The sequence below is a fragment of the Campylobacter concisus genome, assembly GCF_050447505.1.
In the GTDB taxonomy this organism is placed as follows: Bacteria; Campylobacterota; Campylobacteria; order Campylobacterales; family Campylobacteraceae; genus Campylobacter_A; species Campylobacter_A concisus_BP.
This window is the reverse complement of the sequence record NZ_JALMFZ010000001.1, coordinates 1,501,094-1,523,647: the sequence shown is the minus strand read 5'-3', so window position 1 is coordinate 1,523,647 and position 22,554 is coordinate 1,501,094. Positions and strand designations below refer to the sequence as shown.

The 22,554-nt window shown below is 38.9% G+C and carries 25 protein-coding genes and 1 tRNA gene; 14 read left to right on the top strand and 12 right to left on the bottom strand.

What is annotated here, in order from left to right:
* Nucleotides 1-76 precede the first annotated feature (76 nt).
* From MTT09_RS07790 to aspS, 6 genes are all read right to left on the bottom strand, one after another.
* Nucleotides 77-153, bottom strand: a tRNA-Ile gene (locus MTT09_RS07790).
* A gap of 124 nt (nt 154-277) precedes the next feature.
* Nucleotides 278-796, bottom strand: a complete 519-nt coding sequence (gene ppa, locus MTT09_RS07785) for an inorganic diphosphatase (RefSeq protein ID WP_429803425.1) — start codon at nt 794-796, stop codon at nt 278-280.
* A gap of 26 nt (nt 797-822) precedes the next feature.
* Nucleotides 823-1,293: a DUF4410 domain-containing protein gene (locus MTT09_RS07780; RefSeq protein WP_103638742.1), complete on the bottom strand. Its 471-nt coding sequence runs from the start codon at nt 1,291-1,293 to the stop codon at nt 823-825.
* Between the two features lie 189 nt (nt 1,294-1,482).
* A complete protein-coding gene (locus MTT09_RS07775; RefSeq protein WP_429803424.1) occupies nt 1,483-1,680 on the bottom strand; it encodes a NirD/YgiW/YdeI family stress tolerance protein in 198 nt (65 codons plus the stop codon).
* A gap of 158 nt (nt 1,681-1,838) precedes the next feature.
* Complete coding sequence (locus tag MTT09_RS07770; protein WP_004317610.1) at nt 1,839-2,408, bottom strand: adenylate kinase; 570 nt, start codon at nt 2,406-2,408, stop codon at nt 1,839-1,841.
* A gap of 254 nt (nt 2,409-2,662) precedes the next feature.
* Nucleotides 2,663-4,420, bottom strand: coding sequence for an aspartate--tRNA ligase (gene aspS / locus MTT09_RS07765; protein ID WP_012140086.1), 1,758 nt, complete (start codon nt 4,418-4,420; stop codon nt 2,663-2,665).
* Between the two features lie 92 nt (nt 4,421-4,512).
* Here aspS and MTT09_RS07760 point away from each other — a divergent pair, with 92 nt between their 5' ends.
* The 13 genes from MTT09_RS07760 (at nt 4,513) to mrdA (ending at nt 16,116) form a co-directional block, all read left to right on the top strand.
* On the top strand, nt 4,513-5,388 hold the full coding sequence (locus MTT09_RS07760) for an NAD(+) kinase (protein WP_429803423.1): 876 nt from the start codon (nt 4,513-4,515) through the stop codon (nt 5,386-5,388).
* A complete protein-coding gene (locus MTT09_RS07755) occupies nt 5,381-6,901 on the top strand; it encodes an AAA family ATPase (protein ID WP_429803422.1) in 1,521 nt (506 codons plus the stop codon). The genes MTT09_RS07760 and MTT09_RS07755 overlap by 8 nt, the downstream gene beginning before the upstream one ends.
* A gap of 88 nt (nt 6,902-6,989) precedes the next feature.
* On the top strand, nt 6,990-8,246 hold the full coding sequence (locus tag MTT09_RS07750) for a diguanylate cyclase (RefSeq protein WP_103568011.1): 1,257 nt from the start codon (nt 6,990-6,992) through the stop codon (nt 8,244-8,246).
* Entirely contained in the window at nt 8,243-9,028 is a 786-nt protein-coding gene (locus MTT09_RS07745) for a TatD family hydrolase (RefSeq protein ID WP_429803421.1), read from the top strand. Before MTT09_RS07750 ends, MTT09_RS07745 begins: the two co-directional genes overlap by 4 nt.
* A 65-nt stretch (nt 9,029-9,093) precedes the next feature.
* A complete protein-coding gene (locus MTT09_RS07740) occupies nt 9,094-10,305 on the top strand; it encodes a lytic transglycosylase domain-containing protein (RefSeq protein ID WP_012140081.1) in 1,212 nt (403 codons plus the stop codon).
* Entirely contained in the window at nt 10,292-11,152 is an 861-nt protein-coding gene (locus MTT09_RS07735) for a septal ring lytic transglycosylase RlpA family protein (protein WP_009294185.1), read from the top strand. The genes MTT09_RS07740 and MTT09_RS07735 overlap by 14 nt, the downstream gene beginning before the upstream one ends.
* A 15-nt stretch (nt 11,153-11,167) precedes the next feature.
* Nucleotides 11,168-11,743 (top strand): imidazoleglycerol-phosphate dehydratase HisB, encoded by a 576-nt coding sequence (hisB, locus tag MTT09_RS07730; protein ID WP_429803727.1) that lies wholly within the window; start codon nt 11,168-11,170, stop codon nt 11,741-11,743.
* Nucleotides 11,740-12,228 (top strand): KdsC family phosphatase, encoded by a 489-nt coding sequence (locus tag MTT09_RS07725; protein WP_429803420.1) that lies wholly within the window; start codon nt 11,740-11,742, stop codon nt 12,226-12,228. The genes hisB and MTT09_RS07725 overlap by 4 nt, the downstream gene beginning before the upstream one ends.
* On the top strand, nt 12,219-12,746 hold the full coding sequence (gene lptC, locus MTT09_RS07720) for an LPS export ABC transporter periplasmic protein LptC (RefSeq protein WP_021086384.1): 528 nt from the start codon (nt 12,219-12,221) through the stop codon (nt 12,744-12,746). The genes MTT09_RS07725 and lptC overlap by 10 nt, the downstream gene beginning before the upstream one ends.
* Nucleotides 12,719-13,195 carry a lipopolysaccharide transport periplasmic protein LptA gene (gene lptA, locus MTT09_RS07715; RefSeq protein WP_021086410.1) on the top strand — a complete coding sequence of 159 codons (477 nt, stop codon included), beginning with the start codon at nt 12,719-12,721 and terminating at the stop codon, nt 13,193-13,195. Before lptC ends, lptA begins: the two co-directional genes overlap by 28 nt.
* A complete protein-coding gene (yihA, locus tag MTT09_RS07710; RefSeq protein WP_004317590.1) occupies nt 13,192-13,803 on the top strand; it encodes a ribosome biogenesis GTP-binding protein YihA/YsxC in 612 nt (203 codons plus the stop codon). Before lptA ends, yihA begins: the two co-directional genes overlap by 4 nt.
* A gap of 1 nt (nt 13,804) precedes the next feature.
* The gene (locus MTT09_RS07705) at nt 13,805-14,296 is read left to right on the top strand and encodes a hypothetical protein (RefSeq protein WP_103616359.1); all 492 of its coding nucleotides are present in this window, start codon (nt 13,805-13,807) and stop codon (nt 14,294-14,296) included.
* Nucleotides 14,293-16,116 (top strand): penicillin-binding protein 2, encoded by a 1,824-nt coding sequence (gene mrdA, locus MTT09_RS07700; RefSeq protein ID WP_429803419.1) that lies wholly within the window; start codon nt 14,293-14,295, stop codon nt 16,114-16,116. The genes MTT09_RS07705 and mrdA overlap by 4 nt, the downstream gene beginning before the upstream one ends.
* 226 nt (nt 16,117-16,342) lie before the next feature.
* On the opposite strand, the gene rpsR is transcribed toward mrdA, so the two are convergent.
* From rpsR to MTT09_RS07670, 6 genes are all read right to left on the bottom strand, one after another.
* Nucleotides 16,343-16,603: a 30S ribosomal protein S18 gene (gene rpsR / locus MTT09_RS07695; RefSeq protein ID WP_087582546.1), complete on the bottom strand. Its 261-nt coding sequence runs from the start codon at nt 16,601-16,603 to the stop codon at nt 16,343-16,345.
* Between the two features lie 16 nt (nt 16,604-16,619).
* Complete coding sequence (locus tag MTT09_RS07690) at nt 16,620-17,147, bottom strand: single-stranded DNA-binding protein (protein ID WP_429803418.1); 528 nt, start codon at nt 17,145-17,147, stop codon at nt 16,620-16,622.
* Nucleotides 17,148-17,160: 13 nt separating this feature from the next.
* Nucleotides 17,161-17,580 (bottom strand): 30S ribosomal protein S6, encoded by a 420-nt coding sequence (gene rpsF, locus MTT09_RS07685; protein WP_429803417.1) that lies wholly within the window; start codon nt 17,578-17,580, stop codon nt 17,161-17,163.
* A 77-nt stretch (nt 17,581-17,657) separates the two neighbouring features.
* Nucleotides 17,658-18,656, bottom strand: a complete 999-nt coding sequence (gene holA, locus MTT09_RS07680; protein ID WP_429803416.1) for a DNA polymerase III subunit delta — start codon at nt 18,654-18,656, stop codon at nt 17,658-17,660.
* The gene (locus tag MTT09_RS07675; protein WP_429803415.1) at nt 18,649-20,568 is read right to left on the bottom strand and encodes an RNB domain-containing ribonuclease; all 1,920 of its coding nucleotides are present in this window, start codon (nt 20,566-20,568) and stop codon (nt 18,649-18,651) included. The genes holA and MTT09_RS07675 overlap by 8 nt, the downstream gene beginning before the upstream one ends.
* The gene (locus MTT09_RS07670; RefSeq protein WP_012140069.1) at nt 20,565-21,383 is read right to left on the bottom strand and encodes an HDOD domain-containing protein; all 819 of its coding nucleotides are present in this window, start codon (nt 21,381-21,383) and stop codon (nt 20,565-20,567) included. The genes MTT09_RS07675 and MTT09_RS07670 overlap by 4 nt, the downstream gene beginning before the upstream one ends.
* A 147-nt stretch (nt 21,384-21,530) precedes the next feature.
* Here MTT09_RS07670 and ilvC point away from each other — a divergent pair, with 147 nt between their 5' ends.
* Nucleotides 21,531-22,553: a ketol-acid reductoisomerase gene (ilvC, locus tag MTT09_RS07665; RefSeq protein WP_004317771.1), complete on the top strand. Its 1,023-nt coding sequence runs from the start codon at nt 21,531-21,533 to the stop codon at nt 22,551-22,553.
* Nucleotide 22,554: the final 1 nt, after the last annotated feature.

Below are 22,554 nucleotides of genomic sequence, written 5' to 3'. Positions count from 1 at the left end.
TAAATTTTAAAAATATTTTAAAATTTAAATAAAAAAAGATGAAAATTTTTTGATCTTGTAATGTTAGTGAAATAGGTGGTGGGTTCACCAGGACTCGAACCTGGGACCATCCGGTTATGAGCCGGATGCTCTAACCAACTGAGCTATGAACCCACAGTTGAAAGAAAATCGTATTATACAAGAAAAAGCTTATCTAAATATAAAAATAGCCTTTTTAATATGGCGTATAAAAACGAATAAATTTAAAAAGAAAAAGCCCTAAAATAGGGCTTTTAAATTATTTATAATTTTTTATCGCAGCGTCTAAAATCTCTTTTGCAGCGTTTGCATCTTTAAATTCTTTCACCTTTACCCATTTGTTTGGCTCGAGAATTTTATAAGTTTCAAAGAAATTTTTGATCTTATTTAGTGTCGCAGTTGGCAAATCTTCGTAGCTTTTTATCGCCTCATATCTTGGATCGATTTTTGTAACTGGCACAGCCAAAAGCTTCTCATCCATGCCTGCTTCATCCTCCATCACCAAAACGCCTATCAAACGGCAAGGGATGACGCTACCAGCTTGGAGCGGATACTCGTTTAGAACCAAAATGTCAGCTGGGTCGCCGTCGGCTGCAAGTGTGTTTGGCACAAAGCCGTAGTTTGCTGGGTAGAACATCGCTGAGTAAAGCACGCGATCAACTACGACCGCACCGCTATCTTTGTCGATCTCATATTTGATATTTGAGCCATAAGGTATTTCGATTACGGCATTGATTTTGTCTGGGTTTGAGCCAAATTTGATCTTTAAAACATCCATATATTCGTCCTTTATGTTAAAAATTTTTATTTAAGAAAATTATCTTTTACTTGTTTAAAGATGGTTTCACCAGTTTCATTAAGCATGCCTTGTGAATCTCCACCAAATGCACCCATTGTCAAACCTCCTTCAACTTTAAAGTCGGCTACTTGTTGTTTTGTATTTGTGTCTACTAGTTTTACTAATGTCATACTTTTACCACGACCTGCTCCAAAACCTACAAAGTATCTCAAAGCACGATTGCCTTCCACGTACTCTGTAACCTCACAATAAATTTCAAGATCGTTGCCTTTTTTCATATTTTTTTCAAGCAACGCATTTATCTTGGCTTCTATTGTTTTATCATTTTGACCATTTTTACACAAAGCATACGCATTATCGTATTTTACACCACTTGTGTTGTGTAAAGGTGTATTTAGCCCAGCTCTAGCACAACCGCTAAAACATAGCACAGCAAGTCCTCCAATCAGTAAAGATAAATATGCTGTTTTTGCCATTTAAGCCTCCTTGTCTAAGCAAATTTATGATGTGATTTTAATTCTTTTTCTATTAAACACGGATAAAACTTGGATGCAAAAAATGACATAACTTACTTTATAACCTCTACGCTATCTACGTCGATCTTCGTTTTGTAAGGTCTTTATCTACCTCGCCTCTTATTCTTAAAAGCGTGTCTTCGTTAGCTGTTACATTGCCCCATTTTTGTCGCCTATCTCAATAACGATAGTGTCGCCATTTTTATCAACAAATTCATATTTGTCTGATTTGATGTGTGACTTTATCTTGCCCTCAAGTACGACCTTTGTGTCGTCATTTAGTTTTAAAGCCTCTTTTACACTTATAGCATTTTCGCTTGAGTGTTTTGAGACAAAGCCTCCAGCCATTGCGATGCTAGCAGCCAGTGAAGCGATAATGATTTTTTCATTTTTATCCTTTTAAGATGGGTTGTGAAATTTCAAAAGGATATTACATTTTTGATGTTAATGAAAGGTAATTTCGTAAGACTTAAAGACCTTGCACCTTTTGATGCAAGGTCTGTGAGTTATATAAGTTTAGCTAGTAAATTTTTGATGTCAGCTACGATCTCGTCGATGCCGCGTTCGCCATTTACTACGTGAAGTAGCTCTTTTTCGCTGTAAAACTTGCGGATAGGCTTGATCGGATCAAGATAGACTTTCATGCGGTTGTTAAATACTTCGTTGTTATCATCAGCGCCTCTTGCACGGCCAAGCACTCTAGCTCTTGCGACATCTTCGCTAACATCCACTTCGATGACGCCTTTTAGAGAAATTTCATCTTGTTCGCTTAATACCTTGTCAAGCTCAGTCATTTGCTCAACGCTTCTTGGGTAGCCGTCGATTATGATATTTGATTTATTTGAGCTTTTGATGGCTGATACGATCGCATTTACGACAACGTCAAGTGGGACTAAATTTCCTTTTGAGATAAAGCCGTCTATCAGTTTGCCAAGCTCGCTACCACTTGCGACTTCAGCTCTTAAAAGATCGCCAGTTGAAAAGTGTGCAAATTTCTCATCATGCTGTGCGATGATCGATGCGTCTGTTGTTTTGCCGCTACCTGGAGCGCCTATGATTAAAAATAAATTCTTCATTTTTTCCCTTTTATTGCCTTTGTCTTTTGAGTGCTTTTTGCGGAGCTAGTAAAATTTAGCTTGATGAACTAAGTGTTCTATCTGCGCAAAATTTTACGTCGCAACCACAAAAATCATATCAAACTACTTAGGCAAGTTTTGATTTAATTAGCCGCCAAGTCGGAGGCATCTTTTTATAAATTTAAATTTAGGATGGAATTTTGTCTAATAAAAATATCTAAAGACAAAATTCCATCTCTTTTTAAAGGCAAATTTTAAGCCTTTTGCTCTTTTTCTCTTATCCTTAGTCCTAGCTCTCTAAGCTGTTCGTTGCTAGCGTAGCTTGGTGCCTTTGTGAGTGGGCACTGAGCGCGCTGTGTTTTAGGGAAGGCTATGACGTCGCGGATCGAGCTTGCTTTATTTACAAGCATATTTAGCCTATCAAAGCCGATCGCGATACCACCATGTGGAGGCGCACCAAATGTCAAGGCATCAAGCAAGAAGCCAAATTTCTCACGCTGCTCGGCTTCATCTATGCCAAGAAGCTTAAAGACCTTTTGTTGGATGTCGTTTTTGTGAATTCTTATGCTTCCGCCGCCAAGCTCAAAGCCGTTTAGCACGACGTCGTGAGCGATAGAGAGGATATCTTCAAGATCAGGCTCGTCTATATTTTTTGGCATTGTAAATGGGTGGTGCATCGCAGAGTAGCTGCCGTCGTCATTTTGCTCAAACATTGGGAAGTCAAGCACCCATAAAAACTCAAGTCTGTCTTGATCGATGATACCCATTTGCTCAGCTAGGAAAATTCTAAATCTTCCCATATAATCAAGCACGATCTTTTTCTTGCCAGCGCCAAAGAATACGACATCGCCAACTTTTAGCTCACATCTTGAGACGATCTCGTCAAGATCGCTTTGCTCGAAAAATTTGCAAAGCGGGCCTTTTAAGCCATCTTCTTTCATCTGGAAGTATCCAAGGCCTTGTGCACCAAATTTACGTACAAATTCCTCAAATCTATTCATCTCGCGCTTACTAAAGATGTTGTCGCCATTTGGCACTTTTAGCGCTTTTATGCGGTTTTTCTTCTTATCTTTTGCGATAGAGCTAAAAATTTCATTGCTTGAGCGCTCGAAAATATCGATCACATCGATCATTTTTAGATCATATCTAAGATCAGGCTTGTCTGAGCCGTAAGTCTCGGTCGCCTCTTTGTAGCTCATGCGTCTAAATGGCGTTTTGATGTCGTGTCCGCAGGCTTTAAAGATATCTTTTAGCATCGTTTCAGCCATATTTATGATATCTTCTTGCTCGACAAAGCTCATTTCGATATCTATTTGAGTAAATTCTGGTTGGCGATCAGCCCTTAAGTCCTCGTCGCGGAAGCATTTTGCTATCTGAAAATACTTATCAAAGCCAGAACACATTAAAAGTTGTTTAAATAGCTGTGGACTTTGTGGGAGCGCGTAAAATTGGCCTGGATACACGCGGCTTGGCACTAGATAGTCTCTTGCGCCTTCTGGAGTTGCGCGTGTTAAAACTGGAGTTTCAAACTCGATAAAGCCCATTTTATCTAGGCTGTTTCTAGCTGCGATCGCTGCGCGAGAACGCATTTTAAATATATTTTGCAAGCGCTCGCTTCTAAGGTCTAAAAAGCGGTATTTTAGCCTGATGTCCTCATTTACGCTCTCATCGCCTATCATAAATGGTAGTGGCTCGCTTGGATTTTCGATGATTAGCTCGCTTACTATCACCTCTATCTCGCCAGTTTTTAGCTTTGGATTGGTTAGTCCTTCGCCTCTAGCTCTTACTTTTCCTTTTGCTTTTAAGACATATTCATCTCTTACTTTTGCAGCCACGTCGTGTGCTTCTTTGCTGTCAGCAGGGTCACAAACTAATTGTATAAGCCCGCTAACGTCTCTTAAGTCGATGAAAACAACGCCACCGTGGTCTCTATATGTGTTTGCCCAGCCACAAAGTATTACTTCTTTGCCGATGTCAGCTTTGCTAAGATCGGTGCAATAATGACTTCGCATAAAATGCTCCTTTGCAATGTTTTTTAGGCAATTATAATCGCTTTTTTCTTTTGAAAAGCTTTGTTAAAATAAAATATGTTACAATCATTTCTATGAAAAATGAACAAAAATTTAATACCACAAACGCCAAAAAAGTGGGACTTGTCGCGAAAGATTACCCATTATTTAAGCAGGATTTAGCAAAGCTAGAAAAAATTTTAAAAAAGTATAACGCAGAAATTTTGCTTGAAAAAAGCTGTGCAAAACAGGTAGAAAAAAGTGGCTTTGAGCTAATAAAACTAGCTAAAGAGTGCGAATTTCTTATCACTCTTGGCGGAGATGGCACGATCATTTCAACTTGCAGAAAACTAGCTCACATCTCGCCACTAATCCTAGGCATACACGCTGGCAGGCTAGGCTTTTTGACAGATATCACGATAAATGAGAGTGAGAAGTTTTTTAAAGACTTTTTTGATGATAAATTTGAGGTAGAAACGCCTTTTATGCTTGATGTGACACTTCATAAAAATGATGGCAAATGTGATCAAAAGATAGCATTTAACGACGCGGTCATCGTTAGTAAAAATGGCGGCTCGATGACGCATATCGAGGCACTTTTAAATGAAAAGTATTTTAATTCATATTTTGGAGACGGCGTCATAGTGGCAACTCCAGCTGGAACCACGGCATATAACATGAGTGCAAATGGCCCTATCATATATCCGTTGAGCGAAGTTTTTACAGTAACTCCCATTTGCTCGCACTCGCTCACGCAGCGTCCAGTCGTGCTTACCAAAAATCACACGGTTAAATTTAGAACAAATAGCGATGCCATTTTGGTTCTAGACGGCCAAGACCGCTTTGATATGAGTAAAATTTCAGCCGTTAGCATGAGTCTAAGCGACAAAAAAGCGAGGCTGATACGCCATATTGGTAGGGATTATTTTCAAATTTTAAAAGAGAAACTTCACTGGGGTTATAATGATTGATCGAATTTTGATTAAGGATTATCTAAATTTTAAAAATGTTGAGCTAAATTTCAAAGAGGGTCTTAGCGTATTTACGGGCGTTAGTGGCGCTGGTAAGTCGGTGCTGATGAGCGCTATAATGGCTGTTTTTGGGCTAAAAGATAGCGAGGCAAGGCTCATAGAAGCTGATGTGGAGCATAAATTTGAGCTTGACGAGTTTGGCATAGAAAACGAAGAGGTCAATATTTTCAAGCTTTTAAAAGATAAGAGCACGAGGTATTTTATAAATCAACAAGCCATTTCAAAGAAAAATTTAGCCCAAGTGGCGCGCGAGCACATCAAATATCTCTCGGCAAAAGAGGCAAACGAGTTTGAAAATGAGAAATTTCTAAATTTGCTTGACAGGCTTGAAATTTCAAAAAATGAGAAATTTAAAGAGATAAAGCAGGAATTTGAAGAGGCGTTTTTGGAATTTTCTAAAATTTCAAAAGAGCTAGCCACTATAAAAGAAGAAGAGAAAAAGGTCGAGGAGCTAAAGGAGCTTGCTAGCTTTGAGATCGAGAAGATAAGAAGTGTCGGGCCTAAAAAAGGCGAGTTTGAAGAGCTTATGGAGACTAAAAAAAGGCTTAGTAAAAAAGATAAGATAAATGAGGCGTGGGCTAGGGCTGAGCGGATATTTGAGCTAGAGCACAGCGTAAATGAGGCGCTAAGCATAAGCGACCTTGACAACGGCTTTTTTGAAGATGCGATGAACGAGCTAAGGGTCGCAAGAGATAGCCTAAATATGGAGGAGCTTGACGATATCGACGTGGAGAGCGTGCTTGATAGGATAGAAGCTCTTAATGCCATCATCAGGCGCTATGGCAGCGAGGAGGAGGCGCTAGAAGCGCTTGCTAAAAAGGAAAAAGAGCTTGCTAGATATGAAAATTTAAGCTTTGAAAAGAGCGAGCTTGAGAAGAAATTTGAAATTTTAAGCAAAAAGGCAAATGAGCTAGCAAGCACTTTAAGCAAGGCAAGGGGCGTGAATTTAAAAGAGCTTGAGGCTATGATAAATTTATACCTAAAAGAGCTTTATATGCCAGATATTACGCTGAGTATTGAGGCTAAAAAGCTTGATATCTTGGGTGTTGATGAAATATGTTTAAATTTAAACGAGACCTCGCTTAAAAATTTAAGCTCAGGCGAGCTAAACCGCTTAAGGCTGGCCTTCATAGCTGCCTCTAGTGAGATCACAAAAACTGGCGGAGATGTCATCATTTTAGATGAAATAGATGCAAATTTAAGCGGAAAAGAGGCGATGAGTATCGCAAATGTCTTGCTTAAGCTTGCAAATTTTTATCAAATTTTTGCCATTTCGCACCAGCCGCAGCTTAGTTCAAAGGCAAATTCGCACTTTTTAGTAGAGCGTCACGGCGAGAGCTCAGTCGTAAGAGAGCTTGACAAAGAGGAGCGTGTAAATGAGCTTGCGCGTATGATAAGCGGCGAGCACATCAGCGAAGAGGCGATAAATTTCGCCAAAGGACTTTTAAAATAGCTTGAAATTTAAGTTTTAAATTTAAGCTTTGTGATTAGGTTTATTTGTTAAAATCCGAGCTAGTTTAATAAAAAATCACAGGAATAATATGGAAAGAATTCTAGTAGTTGATGATAATAAGGCACTTGCGAAGCTAATCGTCATGCAGATGGAAAAGAGCATTGAGGATATGGCGATCGACGTTGCGTACGATTTTGCCGAAGCCCAGATGCTAATTAGCGAGCACGGCAAAGATTATTTTATGACTATCTTGGATCTAAATTTACCTGACGCACCAAATGGTGAGATCGTTGATTATGTCCTTGCTCAAGGGCTCTGTGCTATCGTTTTAACTGGTAGCATCGATGATAAGACGAAAGAATTTTTTATAAACAAAGACATAGTTGATTACGTTTATAAGGGCAACATGGATGATATCAACTACATCTTTCAAATGATAAACAGACTAAGCAAAAATAGACAATACAAAGTTCTAGTCGTCGAGGACTCACTGCCTTTTAGAAATATGATAAAAAAAATCTTAACTAGCCTTCAGTTCAAGGTTTTAGCAGCGGCTCACGGCGAAGAGGCGATGAGCTATTTTGCCGATAATCCTGATATAAATTTAATCATAACTGACTATAGAATGCCTGTCAAAGATGGTTTAGAAGTCTTAAAAGAGGTGAGAAAAGAGAAAGATAAAAACCACCTTGGCGTGATCGTGATGACCTCGCCTAGCGAAAAGACTGATGCTTCGATATTTTTAAAAAATGGAGCTAGCGACTTTATAGCAAAGCCATTTTCAAAAGAAGAGCTCATTTGCCGTGTAAATAACACCATTGAGGCTATGGAGAATATAAATAAGATAGCAAATTTTGCTAACCGTGACTTTTTAACTGGCGCTTACAATAGAAGATTTTTCTATCAAGATATAGAAGAGTATGTCCAAGCAGCTGAAGAGCTTGATGAGCCTTATGCGTTTGCTATGCTTGATATAGATCACTTTAAAAAGATAAATGACACATACGGACATGATGGTGGCGACAAGATACTAAAATCACTCGCAAAGATACTAACTGACAACACAAAAGGAAGAGATGTGGTTGCTAGGTTTGGTGGCGAGGAGTTTTGTGTTGTTCTTAAAAAGATAGCAAAAGAGGAGGCGATTAAATTTTTTGTAAATTTAAGAGCAAAAGTGGCTGAAAATGAGGTAATCATAAAAGATAAGATCGTAAGAGTGACCGTCTCTATCGGCATATCTTTTGGAAAAGGTCACTGCGAGATAGATGATATGCTCGAAGCTTGCGACTCAGCGCTTTATGTCGCAAAAGAAAATGGTAGAAATAGGGTAGAAATAGCTTTATGATTATAGATACGCATTGCCATTTGGATAGTAAAGTTTATGATTTTGACCTAGAGCAAATTTTATCTGAAGCCAGAAATTTAGGGCTAAAAGGCTTTATTATCCCTGGAGCTGATATTAATGATTTACCAAAAGCGGCTAAAATAGCGCACGAAAAAAATGATATTTTCTTTGCCGTTGGAGTTCATCCATATGATAAAGAAAATTTTGATATTGAAACTTTAAGAGAATTTGCCAAAGACAAAAAGTGCGTGGCTATCGGCGAATGTGGGCTTGACTACTACCGCTTGCCAAAAGATGAAGAAGAAAAGATAAGAGAAAAAGAGGATCAAAAACGTGTTTTTCTAGCTCAACTTGATTTGGCAGCTGAGTTAAAAAAACCCGTTATCCTCCACATCAGAGAGGCTAATGAGGACTCTTTTAACATCTTAAAAGAGTATGCGCCAAAGCTTGAAGCTGGAGCGGTTTTGCATTGTTATAATGCCTCGCCACTTCTTTTGGAGCTTTGCAAATTTGGGAATTTTTACTTTGGCATAGGTGGCGTTTTGACATTTAAAAACGCTAAGAATTTAGTTGAAATTCTGCCAAAAATTCCTTTTGATAGGGTATTGATAGAGACTGACGCCCCTTATCTCACGCCAGAACCAAATCGTGGTAAGAGAAATGAGCCGGCGTTTACGACATTTGTTGCTAAAAAGATAGCTGAAATTTTAAACCTTGAATTTGAATTAGTTTGTAAAAAGACTTCAGATAATGCCAAAAGGTTATTTAAGTGCTTTGCCTAAATTTTGGGCATTGTACTTGCTTAAGATGCTAGCATCATTAAGCTTTGACACGAAAAAGGATAGAAATGAAAGCAATGCTTAAGATATTTTTATTATTTGCATGTAGCACCTTGCTACTAGCAAACGCCCCTGAGAAGAGCTCTTACGACACTCAGGTTAAAATTTTAAAGGAGCTAGACATCGATGCTAGCTTTATGAAAACTTCTCACTATGCAAAGATGAGACAAGGCATACAAAACTCACAGGTAAGAACATTTACAGATGCCTTGAAAAACGGCTATATGTATATACCAATGATAAAAGAGCAGATCAAAAAATCAGGCGTGCCTGAGTCGTTTTTCTATCTAGCTATGATAGAGTCAGGCTTTTCTAATCACACTGTCTCAAACGCTAAAGCTACTGGTATGTGGCAGTTTATGGAGCAAACGGCAAAAATTCATGGCCTAAAAGTAGGGCAATACACTGACGAGAGAAAAGATCCAGTTGAATCAACTGTCGCAGCTACAAACTATCTAAGATCACTTAAAAATCAATTTGGCAAGTGGTACTTGGCGGCAATGGCATATAACTGCGGCGATGGTGCATTAAAAAAAGCTATACAAAAAGCTGGCACAGACGATCTTGTAACACTTCTTGATGCTGAGAAAAAATATCTCCCAGCTGAGACTAGAAATTTCATCATTAAAATTTTAAGAGCGGCATATATAGCAAAAGATGCGGACTTTTTGATATCTAAAGAGTCATCTTTGCTAAACATAAATGGCGGATTAAGACTTACGAAAGTAAAAGTGCCAGGCGGTACAAATTTAGCCCAGATAGGCGACAGCATCGGTCTTAGCACAAAAAAGATGAAAAGCAATAACCCGCATTTAAAATTTGTATTTACTCCTCCAACTTTGAAAGATTATTACGTTTATATCCCTGAAAATAAAAAGCAACTTTTCTCAGATAATTTCAAACCATTTAATGGCAAAAATAACTTCTACGCATACACTGTAAAAAAAGGCGAGACCTTGCTCTCTATCTCTAAAAAGACAGGCGTTAGCCACAGAGCGATCAAGGACTACAACGAGCTTAGCACAAACGCAGTAAGTTATAATCAAAAACTAATAATCCCTTTTTCTACTCAAAACAAATCTCACAACTACGTAGTTCAAACAGGCGATACGATCGCATCTTTATCAAAGAAATTTAATGTAAGCGAAAAAGATATAAAAGATGCAAATTCTTTGGCTAGTTCAAATTTAAATGTCGGAGCAAATATTGTCATACCGTAAGAGCCTAAATTTCTACTTAGGACTAAGTTTTACACTTCTAATCACTGGCTGTTCTTGGAGCGGGGCTCCATTTACTCCAAGTGGCCCAACTAATGTAAGAGGCAACAACTCCGCCTCAGTTCAAAAAGCAACAATGAGACCATACACAATAAATGGCAAAACATACTATCCGACCGTCGTAAGTGTCGGCGATAAAGCCAGCGGAACGGCAAGTTGGTATGGTCCAAATTTTCACGGCAAAACAACCTCAAATGGCGAAGTTTATAATATGTACAATATGACTGCGGCGCATAAGACTTTGCCGATGAATACAATACTTAAAGTAACAAATTTAAGAAATCAAAAAAGTGTCATCGTGCGTGTAAATGACAGAGGACCTTTTGTGGCTGACAGGGTGCTTGACCTTTCAAAAGCAGCTGCGATGAAGCTTGATGTCATCGGCACTGGTACAGCTCCAGTTAGTATGGAGGTTATCGGCTTTAATGAAGACATTAACGCTGTTACAACCGCTAGCGCGCAACCAACAAAACCAACAAGTACTGGCATAAAAGTGCCAAATCCAGTCTCTCCAACGGCTCCAGTTGGCGGCATCGTGATCTCATCAGAGCAACGCGTTGTGGGTGGAGATTTTATGGTACAAATTGGCTCATTTAAGAACCTTGAAGGCGCAAACAGATACCAAAGAGAGCATAAAAGCATAGATGGCTATAGATCAGTCGTTAAGACATTTACGATAGATGGCTCAACTATTTATAGGGTATTTTTAAATGGCTTTAGAAGCGAGGACGAGGCTAGGGATTACGCAAGAAGCGGCAAATTCCAAGGCGCATTTATAGTAAGAGGTTAGGGCGTGAGAGAGGAAATTTTAGAACTAACTAGAAACACAAAAGAGACGCAAATCTCAATGAAGCTCAAAATTTATGGCTCTGGGGTTGCAAAGATAAACACAGGCATTGGCTTTTTTGACCATATGCTTGAGGCTTTTGCAAAGCACTCTTTGCTCGATCTTGAAATTTCATGCAAGGGCGACACGCATGTGGATTTTCATCACAGCGTCGAGGATGTAGGCATAGTTTTAGGACAGCTTTTAAAAGAGGCTTTATATCCATTAAGTGGTGTTGAGAGGTTTGGCGAGGCGAGCGTTGTTATGGATGAGGCGGCTGTTTTTTGCGCGCTAGATCTTAGCAACAGAGCTTACCTTGTATATGAAAATTTTAATGAAAATGCCAAAGTTGGCGAGTTTGACACTGAGCTTGTGGAGGAGTTTTTTAGAGCAGTTGCCATAAATTCAGCCATAACTCTTCATCTAAATCAAATTCGTGGCAAAAACACTCATCACATCATCGAAGCAACATTTAAATCATTTGCCGTAGCACTGCGCAGAGCGCTTGCCAAAAACGCAAGGATCGGCACTCCAAGCACAAAAGGCGTTTTATGATAGAGATTATATTTTTAGACGTTGATGGGTGCCTCACTGATGGCAAGATCATCTACAATCCAAACGGCGAAGAGCTTAAATTTTTTGATGTAAAAGATGGCTACGCGATAGAGAGCTGGCTAAAGCTTGGCAAGAAAGTGGCTATCATCACTGGTAGAAAGTCGGCTATTGTTGAGCGAAGGGCTGAGGATCTAAAGATAAACCACGTCTATCAAGGCGTTGGCGATAAATTTGAAGTAGCAAGCGAGATATTAAAATTTGAAGGGCTTAGCTTTAAAAATGCAGCGGCTATCGGCGATGACTACAACGACTATAAAATTTTAGACGCAGTTGCATGGAGCTTTAAGCCAAAAGATGCCATTAAAGAGCTTGATGTAAAGACAAAGCTAAAGCACAAAGGTGGCAATGGCGCTGTTAGAGAGATGATCGAGATGATCATAAAATCAGAAAATTTATATGACGAGTGGTCTAAGCGTTGGTTGTAAAAATTTTCTACTTCGTCGTGGCCATTTTTAGTGCTGTGATGATATTTTTAGCGGCTCAAGACCCATACTTAGCAAACGTGCTAAAGGTTGATACAAAGATATCAAATATGCAGGTAAATGATGTGGTTGATTATGAGATAAACTCGACCAAGATAAGCGGAGTTTATGAGAGCGACGAGCTAAACAGATATAGCGACAGGGATGAATTTTTAGACTTTAAAGCAAGAATTTTAAGGGGAAATTTAAGACATTTTCTAAGCTCAGACAAGGCTATCTCGCAAAACGATGAGATAATCTTTCAAAAAAATGCAAACTACGAAAATAATGATAGCTTGAAATTTAAAAGCGATGAAGTTATATATAACACAAAGACAAAAATAGTAAGATCAGAAGCAAATTTCACCATCACTAGAAATGGCGATAAAGCACTAGGCGATAGTGGCAGCTACGATCTTGGTAAAAAACAAACGCAGATAAAAGGGTTAAGGGCATGGGTAGAAGAAAAGCAGCGATTTTAGCGATGATTTTGGGCTTTACATTTTTAAATGCAGAGCAAGTTGAGATCACATCAAATGATTTTTTTGCTGATGAAAACAAGCAGATCAGTGAATTTGTAGGCAATGTAAATATCAAAAAAGGCTCATACGATGAACTAAAGGCAAACAAAGTCGTTGTGCATTTTGATAAAAAGCGCCAGCCAGTAAAATATGTAGCCACAGGCAACGCTAGAGCTAAAATTTTCATGAAAGATAAGCACTATGACGGCAAGGGCGATACGCTCACATACGAGCCAGCAAAGCAAACATACACAGTAACTGGCAACGGCTACTTGCACGAGGTAGAGACCGATAAAAATGTCTATGGCGAAAAGATCGTGGTCAATCAAAAAGATGGCACATATAGCGTAAATAGCGACGAGAAAAAGCCGGTTAAATTTATCTTTCAGATCGAGGACAAAACCAAGTGATAAGAGCCTTGAGCGCTAAATTTATCACTTCAAGCCCAAGCATAAAGGAGGCTCCAAGCTTTGTGACAAGCGAGGTGGTCTTTTTGGGCAGGTCAAATGTTGGTAAAAGCAGCCTCATAAATGCACTTGTAAATCAAAAAAATTTAGCCAAAAGCTCATCAACTCCTGGTAAAACGCAGCTTATAAATTTCTTTGAGGCTGAGTTTTGTGAGGAAAAAGAAGAGAGTGAAAAAGAGAAATTTAAACTCATCTTGGTTGATCTACCAGGCTTTGGCTACGCAAAAGTTGCAAAGTCAAAACACGATGAGTGGCGTAAAAATTTAGATGAGTTTTTGAAATTTAGAAGCGACATCAGACTTTTTATACATCTAATTGACGCTAGACATTTTGACCTAGACATCGACGTAAACGTGGATTCTTACCTAAAAAGCTTTTTAAGAGCTGATCAGAAAATCTTAAATTTATACACAAAAAGCGACAAGCTAAATCAAAGCCAAAAGAGTGCGATAATGAAATTTGACCCAAGTGGTATTTTGGTCTCGACACTCAGCAAAAGTGGCATCGACAAGGCACGGGAAGCTATCATAAACCACGCTCTTGGTAGGTAAAATGCAAACCATAAGCAGCTTAGATATTAAAATTTTTAAAGGTTTTTGGTGGGTCATTTTTTTGCTCTCTTATGAGATCGCAACTACGCAGTTTGGCTTCTTGCCGCCACTTATTGGCATCTTTTTTACATATATGATTTTGGAGTATTCAAGAAAGCAAAAGCAGTATGATGAGTTTAAGCCCTCGTGGTATTTTTCGCTCGTTTTCTTAGTCTTTGCCGAGCAAATTCATGGCTTTTATCTCTTTTCAACGATCATTGCATTTTTGCTATTTTACAACTTCGTGCTAGACTGGCTCTATACGACGATGAAGTGGCGAAACTGCCTGCTTGTCATCTTTGTCGCCTCTGGCTATGTGCTAACCTTTCTTGTAAATAACCTTTTTGCCTACGTCTTAAACGAGCCAAATTTGACTTTTAGCGCAGAGTATCTATTTTTCATAGCGCTTGAAAGTGTGCTTGCTATCGTGCTTTTTAGGGACAAAGTGCTATGAGGATGCGTATCGTTTTTGGCGTGATCGCTCTTTTTTGGATCATGCTTTTGGGGCGAATTTACCACCTAAGTGTAAATTCAAACACCTACTACAACGAGATCGCCGAGCAAAATGCGATAAAAACTATCTACATCCCGCCAGTTAGAGGCATCATCTTTGATGCGCATGACAAGCCTATGGCGGTCAATCGCTTAGGTTTTTCTATCTATGTAAAGCCACATCTAAGTGCTAGCAAAAAGGTAAAAATTTTAGATGATGAGCTAGCCTATATCGGCTCGCTATTTGGCGATCTAAACGTTACCAAGCTTAAAAACGAATATATCAAAAACGACTCAGCCTACAACCAAGACTTTATCAACGTGGTCGAATTTGTTGATTATGATAAATTTTTGCCATTTTTTGCACCCCTTTCTCTGCGTGAAAATTTAGAGATAAGACCCGCATCAAAACGCCACTATCCATACAATGACCTAGCTTCTCACATCATCGGCTATGTCGGCAGGGCAAACCAAAAAGATATGGAAAATGACCCCTTGACAAAGCTTACAAACTATATTGGCAGAAGCGGAGTAGAGCGCTTTTATAACCCGATCTTGCAAGGAATTCAAGGCTTTAAAAAGATCAAGGTAAATGCGCTAAATGAGGAGATCGAGCAGGTGAGCTATCAAGCGCCACAAAGTCAAAACATAAAGCTTGCTGTTGATCTTGAGCTGCAGCAGTTCGTCGCTGATGTCTTTGGCAAAGATGCAGGAAGCGTCATAGTTATGAGCTTAAAAGATGGCGCTATAATCGCAGCAGGAAGCTTTCCTGAGTATGATCTAAATCCTTTTGTGCTTGGAATTTCTCAGGCTGAGTGGGAAGAACTTGTAAAAAACGTCGATCACCCATTTACAAATAAGCTGATAAATGGCCTCTATCCGCCAGGATCCGTCGTAAAAATGGGTATGGCTCTTGCCTTTTTGGATAATGGCATGAGCAAATATGATAGCTTTTTTTGTAGTGGCTCGTATGAGCTTGGAGGGCGTAAATTTCGCTGCTGGAACTCGCATGGTCATGGCACGGTTAATATGAACACAGCCATTAGAGAGAGCTGCGATGACTATTTTTACAAGGGTAGTCAAAAGATCGGCATAGACGCCATTGTGCCGATACTTGAGCGCATGGGCTTTGGTAGAAAAACAGAGGTTGATTTGCCAAATGAATTTGTGGGGACCTTGCCAAGCAGGGAGTGGAAGATGAGGAAGTATGGCAAGGCGTGGTTTCAAGGCGAGACGCTCATCACCTCTATCGGACAGGGAAATTTTCTAGTCACGCCTATGCAGGTGGCTAAATACACAGCAGGCCTTGCAACTGGGCTAAATGTGACGCCGCATTTTTTAAAGAGCATCGATGGTAAGGATGTTGATTTTACGCCAACAGATGATGCTTTTACGCCGTTTGAGAAGTCGCAGCTACCTGCTATTAGGCATGCGATGTATGAGGTGGCAAATCACCCAAGAGGCACGGCAAATAGGCACTTTGTGGGGAGTCTTGTAAAGGTTGCGGCAAAGACTGGAACAGCTCAGGTTGTTGGCATCTCTCAAACTGAAAAGAAACGTATGAAAGAAGAAGATATGGCGTATCTGCAAAGATCTCACGCATGGATGACGACCTATGCGCCATATGAAGACCCGCAATATGTCATAACGATGGTTGTCGAACACGGCGGTCACGGCGGTAGCGCTGCTGGACCAAAAATCTCTCAAATTTATAACAAGCTAGTTGAAATGGGATATATGAAGCTAGATAAAGTTCAGACTGAGAAAGAGAAAAAACAATAAATTCTATCTCTAAAAAAAATTACTAAATATGTCTGTATGTATTTGTTTGCTCGCAAAACGTAAAATAGTTCTTGAAATATAAAAAATATAATTAATGATTAGCTACCTTATGAGTGACATGTATTCTTAATTTTGATATTAATTAAAATGAATATTTAAATTTGTAATGAAGTGATTAAAAATAGTTTTTGAAATTTTAGCCCAAGAAAGGGCTAAAATTTATGGATTATAGACCTTCAAAAGGATTTGAAGCTACGTCTTTGCGATCAACTATGTAAGGTATGATAGCTGCGTGGCGAGCTCTCTTGATCGCTTTTTCTACCATCTCTTGGTATCTTTTTGATGTGCCAGTTAGGCGTCTTGGCATGATTTTAAATCTCTCTGACAAGCAATACTTCAAAAGTGAAGTGTCTTTGTAGTCTATAAAATCAATCTTTGCTTCTGTAAATTTGCAATATTTGCGTGAATATTTTCTTTTTTCTGCCATTTTTTATCCTTTAAAATTAAAACGGTATTTCTTCATTGTTGAAACTATCAGCATCAACGTCTATATCAGGAACTTCTGAATAACTCTCTTGCTTTCTTTGTGGCGCAGCTTGTGGTCTAGACTCTTGCTGGCGGCTATATTGGTTATTTTGATATCCGCCTTGTTGTCCGTAGCCACCGCTGTTTTGGCTATTCATAGAGTATCCGCCTTGTTGCGTTTGGTTATTTGAGCCAAGCATTTCCATGCTCTCAACGGCGATAGAGTGTTTTGAGCGATTTTGTCCGTTATTGTCGGTCCACTGATCAAATTTAAGTCTTCCTTCGATAAGCAGCTTCGATCCCTTGTTGAGATATTGGTTTGCTATCTCTGCACTCTTGCCAAAAAATGATATATCAATAAAGCAAGTCTCATCTCTTCTTTCCCCATTTGAGGTGATTTTGCGTGTCACAGCTATACTAGAATTTCCTATGGCAACGCCGCTAGTAGTATATCTAAGCTCTATATCTCTGGTTAAATTTCCAACTAATACTACTTTATTGAACATTTTTTATCCTTGATTATTCTTCTGTAAATGTTTGCTCGTCTACTTTTTCAGCTCTTGGTTCGCGTGATGCTCTTGGCTCGCGAGGTTCTTTTTTTATAGTTTGCTTGATACCTTTGCAAAGTCTTTCCCAAGCTGCGATTTCGCGTTTGTTTTCATATTTAACGCTTAAAAATCTTATGATATCTTCTGTGATCCTTACGTTTCTTGTAAGCTCTGCAAGAAGTGCTGGTGGAGCTTTGTAGTAGATAACAAAATATGTTCCACGCTCATATTTTTTGATGGTATAAGCTAGCTTTCTAGTTCCCATCTCAACGACAGTAGCGATCTCGCCGCCGTTTTTTGTTATGACTTCTTTTACGAAATCAACCTTGGCTTTAACTTCCTCTTCCGTCAATGTCGGCTTAAGAATAAATAAAAGCTCGTAATGTTTCATTTTTTCTCCTTATGGATATTTAGCTCACTTTGTGAGCAAGGATTTTGCATTAAGCAAGGGTGGATTTTAGCTTAAATTTACTTAATATTTGCTGTTGATATGAGGTGTTGCAGATTTAAAATGGTCGATAAAACGAAAATTTCTTTATCCATTTTTGTATTTGTTTTTAGCTCTAGCTCGGCTAAATTTAGCGTTTTAAATATCTCTAAATAGGCATTTAAACTTAGCTTTAAGCTATTTGCTTTTAGTAAATTTGTCACATTTACAGGCGGCTGATAGCCGATCGCTTCGTCTAAATTTAAGCGGCCATTTATCTTTATGTAAGAGTAAATTTTAAATAGCCTAAAAAATGCTTTATAAAGTGAGTTTAGAAGTAAAATTTCATTAAAATTTGGATCTTCTAAATAGGTAAAAAAGTCGTTTTTTATATCTTTTAGAGCCATAAATTTATTGAAAAAGTCATCAAAATTTATCCCTCCAAGTCCAAAAACCAGCCTTTTTACATCGTCTTGTTCGATGTGGGTGTTTAGGCTCTTTAGTTTTGTTAGCTCGCTTGCTGCAAGGTATAAGTTTTCATTATGCGTAAAATAAAGCTCATAAAGTGCATTTTTGGTTATGTTTAGGCCTATTTTAGCTGAGCTTTTAGCTAGTAAATTTATCGCTTCATCTGGGTTTGAGGGCTTGAAAAATCTCGCAAAATTTGCCCCAAAAGCCTTTTGCGTATCAAAAACTAGCTTCATATCGGCCTCATAAAGCTCAAATAAAAAGTAGTTGTCCTGGCTCTTTGAACAAAGCGAAATGAGCTCTTTTAGCTCTTTTGCTGGGATCTTTTTGTCGCTTTTTACATAGAGGATATTTTTGCCGCCAAAAAGCGACTGCTCGCTTAGGTGAGAGCTTGCCTGAGTGTAGTTGTATTCGTCAAAATAAAGGCTTAATAAATTTGCATCTTCGCTTGAATAAAAGCTTAAAATTTCCTTGCCAAAAAGCTCTATCTGAAACTCATCCGCCCCAAAAAGCAAGAAGTAGTTGCTTAAATTTGCATTTGCTAAATTTAGCTCCAAATCTTTTCTATACATCGATCTTTCTCACCACTTTTGCAAAAATTTTAGCGCTCGCGATATCAGCCTCTGTGATCTTTACGACAAGCTTTTGAAGTAAATTTGCGCTGTATCCAGTGATGAAAATCCTAGCTCCAACAAAGTAATCATCAAGCTTAGCGACCAAGACATTTTGGTTTTCGCTCACGTAGCAGCGCACCTCTTTGCCGATGTTTGCAGCTGCCCAGCGTGCAAATTTCCTATCCATAAAGTCGTAGGCCACCTTGTCGGCCTCTCTTTCAAGCTCGCTTAAGGTTGCGCAGGTGCTTTGGATGTTTAAAAGCAAGAAGTTGTAAAGCTTATCATCTTTTGAAATTTTAGCCTTTAAAAGTCTGTGTAAGATAAGGTCAGAATAGCGTCTAATAGGGCTTGTAAAGTGCGTGTATCTATCAAATCCAAGCCCAAAGTGGCCTAAATTTTCACTTGAGTACTCAGCCTTTTTTTGAGACTTGATGATGAGCTTATCTATCTCTTCGCGGTTGCCTAGTTCATCGGCCTTTGCTTGGATCTTTCTTATCAAATTTGCAAGGTCGCTCTCGTAGGTAAAGTCAAGCCCCAAAAGCTGCAAGTCCTCAAGTAAGGTATCTATCTTTTTAAAATCAGGCGAAGCGTGGTTTCTAAAAACGCCCTTTGTGATGAGCTTTGCAGCAGCCTTGTTTGCTAAAAGCATGCAGTCCTCAACAAGTCTGTGCGAGTCAGAGTCGCTTTCAAACCTAGTTTGCGAAATTTGACCCTCTTCATCAAGGCTCATTCTAAGCTCTTTTGTCCTGAAATCAAACGCGTGCAAAAGCCTTTTTTTGCGAAGCTTTGTGGTGAGTTTAAAAAGTGGCTTGATCCATGAAATTTCACACTCTCTTTTGCCTTCTAAAATTTCATCGATCTCATCGTAGTTAAAGCGCCTTTTTGAAAGGATTATCGCCTCAAAAAGCTCCTCTTTTTTTACCTCGTTGTTTACATCGAGTGAAATTTTAAAACAAAATGCAAGGCGCGGCACGTCTGGCTTTAGCGAGCAGATATTTTCACTAAGTGCGCGCGGCAACATCGGCACTGAGATGTGTGGAAAGTAGATAGAAAATCCTCTTTTTTTAGCCTCGCTATCAATGGCACTATACGCGGTCACATACTCGCTTACATCGGCGATTGCGACGTAAATTTCGCGCTTTTTCTCATCAAAATATATGGCATCGTCAAAGTCTTTAGCATCGACTGGATCGATCGTGCAAAACTCTAAATTTCTTAGATCGACCCTGTTTGGATACATGCTAGCATCGACTTCATCGCCAAATGCCTTTGCTTCAAGCTCGCAAGCCTCGCTAAATTTATCATTTTTATTATAAATAGCAAGCGAAATTTTCTCATCGCTTAGCGGGTCTTCTAAATTTCCTAAAACCTCGACTATTTCGTTGTTTAGATTGTTTATCTTTAGTAGCGTCCCAAGCGGGAGCATCTTTAGACTTTTTTGAGTTGCTTTTAGGGTTGTGCTTAGCCCAGTTTTTAAATTTACCCCTAAAATGGCCGCTCCAAAGCGTTTTGTATAGACCACGCTTGTCTCATTTGCAAGCTTTAGGCTCATCACTATCTTAGCACTTTGGCGTTTTTTCTTAAGTGGCAAAAGCTTTGCTAGCACGATATCGCCAAGGTGAGAGTTGTTTAAATTTTTATTTTCGACGATAATGTCTTGCTTGAAGCGCTTGTCAAATGGCATGATAAAGCCAGTTGCGTTTTGGCTGATGTCTAGCTTGCCGCAGATATAGCCGTTGTTTAGGTAAAATTTATCTTTATGTAAGCTTACGGCACCAAGGTTTATGAGATTACGTAAGACCTCTTTATCTTCGTTTGATATCTCTTTTTCTTTGATGCCAACGAGAAGTGATGTTAAAAATTCTTTCACAAATTATCTTTGACTTTGCTAACAGCCATTAAAAATGTATCTCTCTCAAAGCCATATTCGTTTATAAGAAGTGTTGCGTTATTTACGCTCACATCATCAAGCTGGTTAAAGATATTAACCGCTGTTTTTACTACTTTTAACGCTCTTGCGTACTCTTTTATATGATCAGGTGCCTCTTCTGGAGTGTTTGAGTAGAGGATAGAATTTCCAAGCTCGATCTCTAAATTCCACTGCTCAAAAATTTTAGCCGTGACCTCTTCGTTTGTGATGTCTAAAATTTCAGACTCTAAAAGCGCAAGATCATAGGTAGATGAAATTTGTTTTAACTTTGTTTTAAACTCAGCAACTTGGTTATTTTCTGTGAGCTCATGTGCTAAAACGATCTTGCCAACTTCAAGCATAAATGAAGCAGGAGAGAGAATTTCTAGATTTTTAGGTTTTATCTTTGAGTACCAGTGATACATCAAAGCATTTTGCATGATTGAGATATTTAAAAAATCTTGTGCGGTAATGTCATATGGCTCTAAATTTATAGAAAAGGTCTTTTTAATGGCACTTGATAGCGCAAAACCGCGGATAGTAGCCATGCCAAAAAGCGAAATGGCTCTTGCGATAGTTGTGATCTCTTGAGAAAATCCGTAAAGTGGTGAGTTTGCTGAACGCAAGATATTTGCTGTTAGCATAGGGTCTTTTTCGACCACTTTTGTGAGGTCATTTATCGAGCTATTTTCGTCAGCATGTAGGCGCTGGATCTGTATGACAGTGTCGTCTAGTGGCGGAAGCGCTTTGATTTTTTTAAAAATTGATTCATTCATGTAAAGTGACTCTTTAGGTTAAAAATTTTGTCACATTATAGCAAAAAGCTGCAGCATAAAACTTAAAGATACTTTTTTGCTCTTTTTCAGCAACGTTTTTGTTGCTAAAATGTATAATTTCGCCAAATTTTAACAATAGGAGAAACAATGGCTATAAATGTTTATTATGATAAAGACTGCGATTTAAGCCTTATTCAGAGTAGAAAAGTAGCAATCATTGGCTTTGGCTCACAAGGTCACGCACACGCTGAAAATTTAAGAGACAATGGCGTAAGTGTCGTAATCGGTCTTGCAAAAGGTGGCAAAAGCTGGGCAAAAGCTGAAGCAAAAGGCTTTGAAGTAAAAACTGTAAGCGAAGCTACAAAAGGTGCTGATGTAGTTATGATCCTAACACCAGATGAGCTTCAAGCTGAAATTTATAAAAATGAGATCGAGCCAAATTTAAAAGATCATGCTGCTATCGCATTTGGACATGGTTTTAATGTTCATTTTGGACAGATCAAAGCTCCAGCAAACATAGACGTCATCATGATCGCTCCAAAAGCTCCAGGACACACAGTTAGAAGCGAATTTTTAAGAGGTGGTGGCATACCTGATCTTATCGCTGTTGAGCAAAATGCAAGTGGAAAGGCGAAAGAGATCGCTCTAAGCTATGCTTGCGGTATAGGTGGCGGTAGAACTGGCATCATTGAGACAACATTTAAAGATGAAACTGAAACAGATTTATTTGGCGAGCAAGCTGTGCTTTGTGGTGGTCTTTGCGCACTTGTAAATGCTGGATTTGATACGCTTGTAGAGGCTGGATATGAGCCTGAGATGGCGTATTTTGAGTGCTTGCACGAGCTAAAACTAATCGTTGATCTAATGTATCAAGGCGGCATGGCTGATATGCGCTACTCTATCTCAAACACAGCTGAATATGGCGATTATGTAAGCGGCGTAAGAGTAGTTGGCGAAGAGAGCAGAAAAGCTATGAAAGAAGTTTTAAGAGAAATTCAAAATGGTAAATTTGCAAAAGACTTCATCCTAGAGAGAAAAGCAGGATATGTTAGAATGAACGCTGAGCGCGGCATAGCTGAGAGAAGCTTGCTAAATAAAACTGGCAAAAAACTTCGCGCAATGATGCCTTGGATAACTAACGGCAAACTTATAGATCAAAGTAAAAACTAAG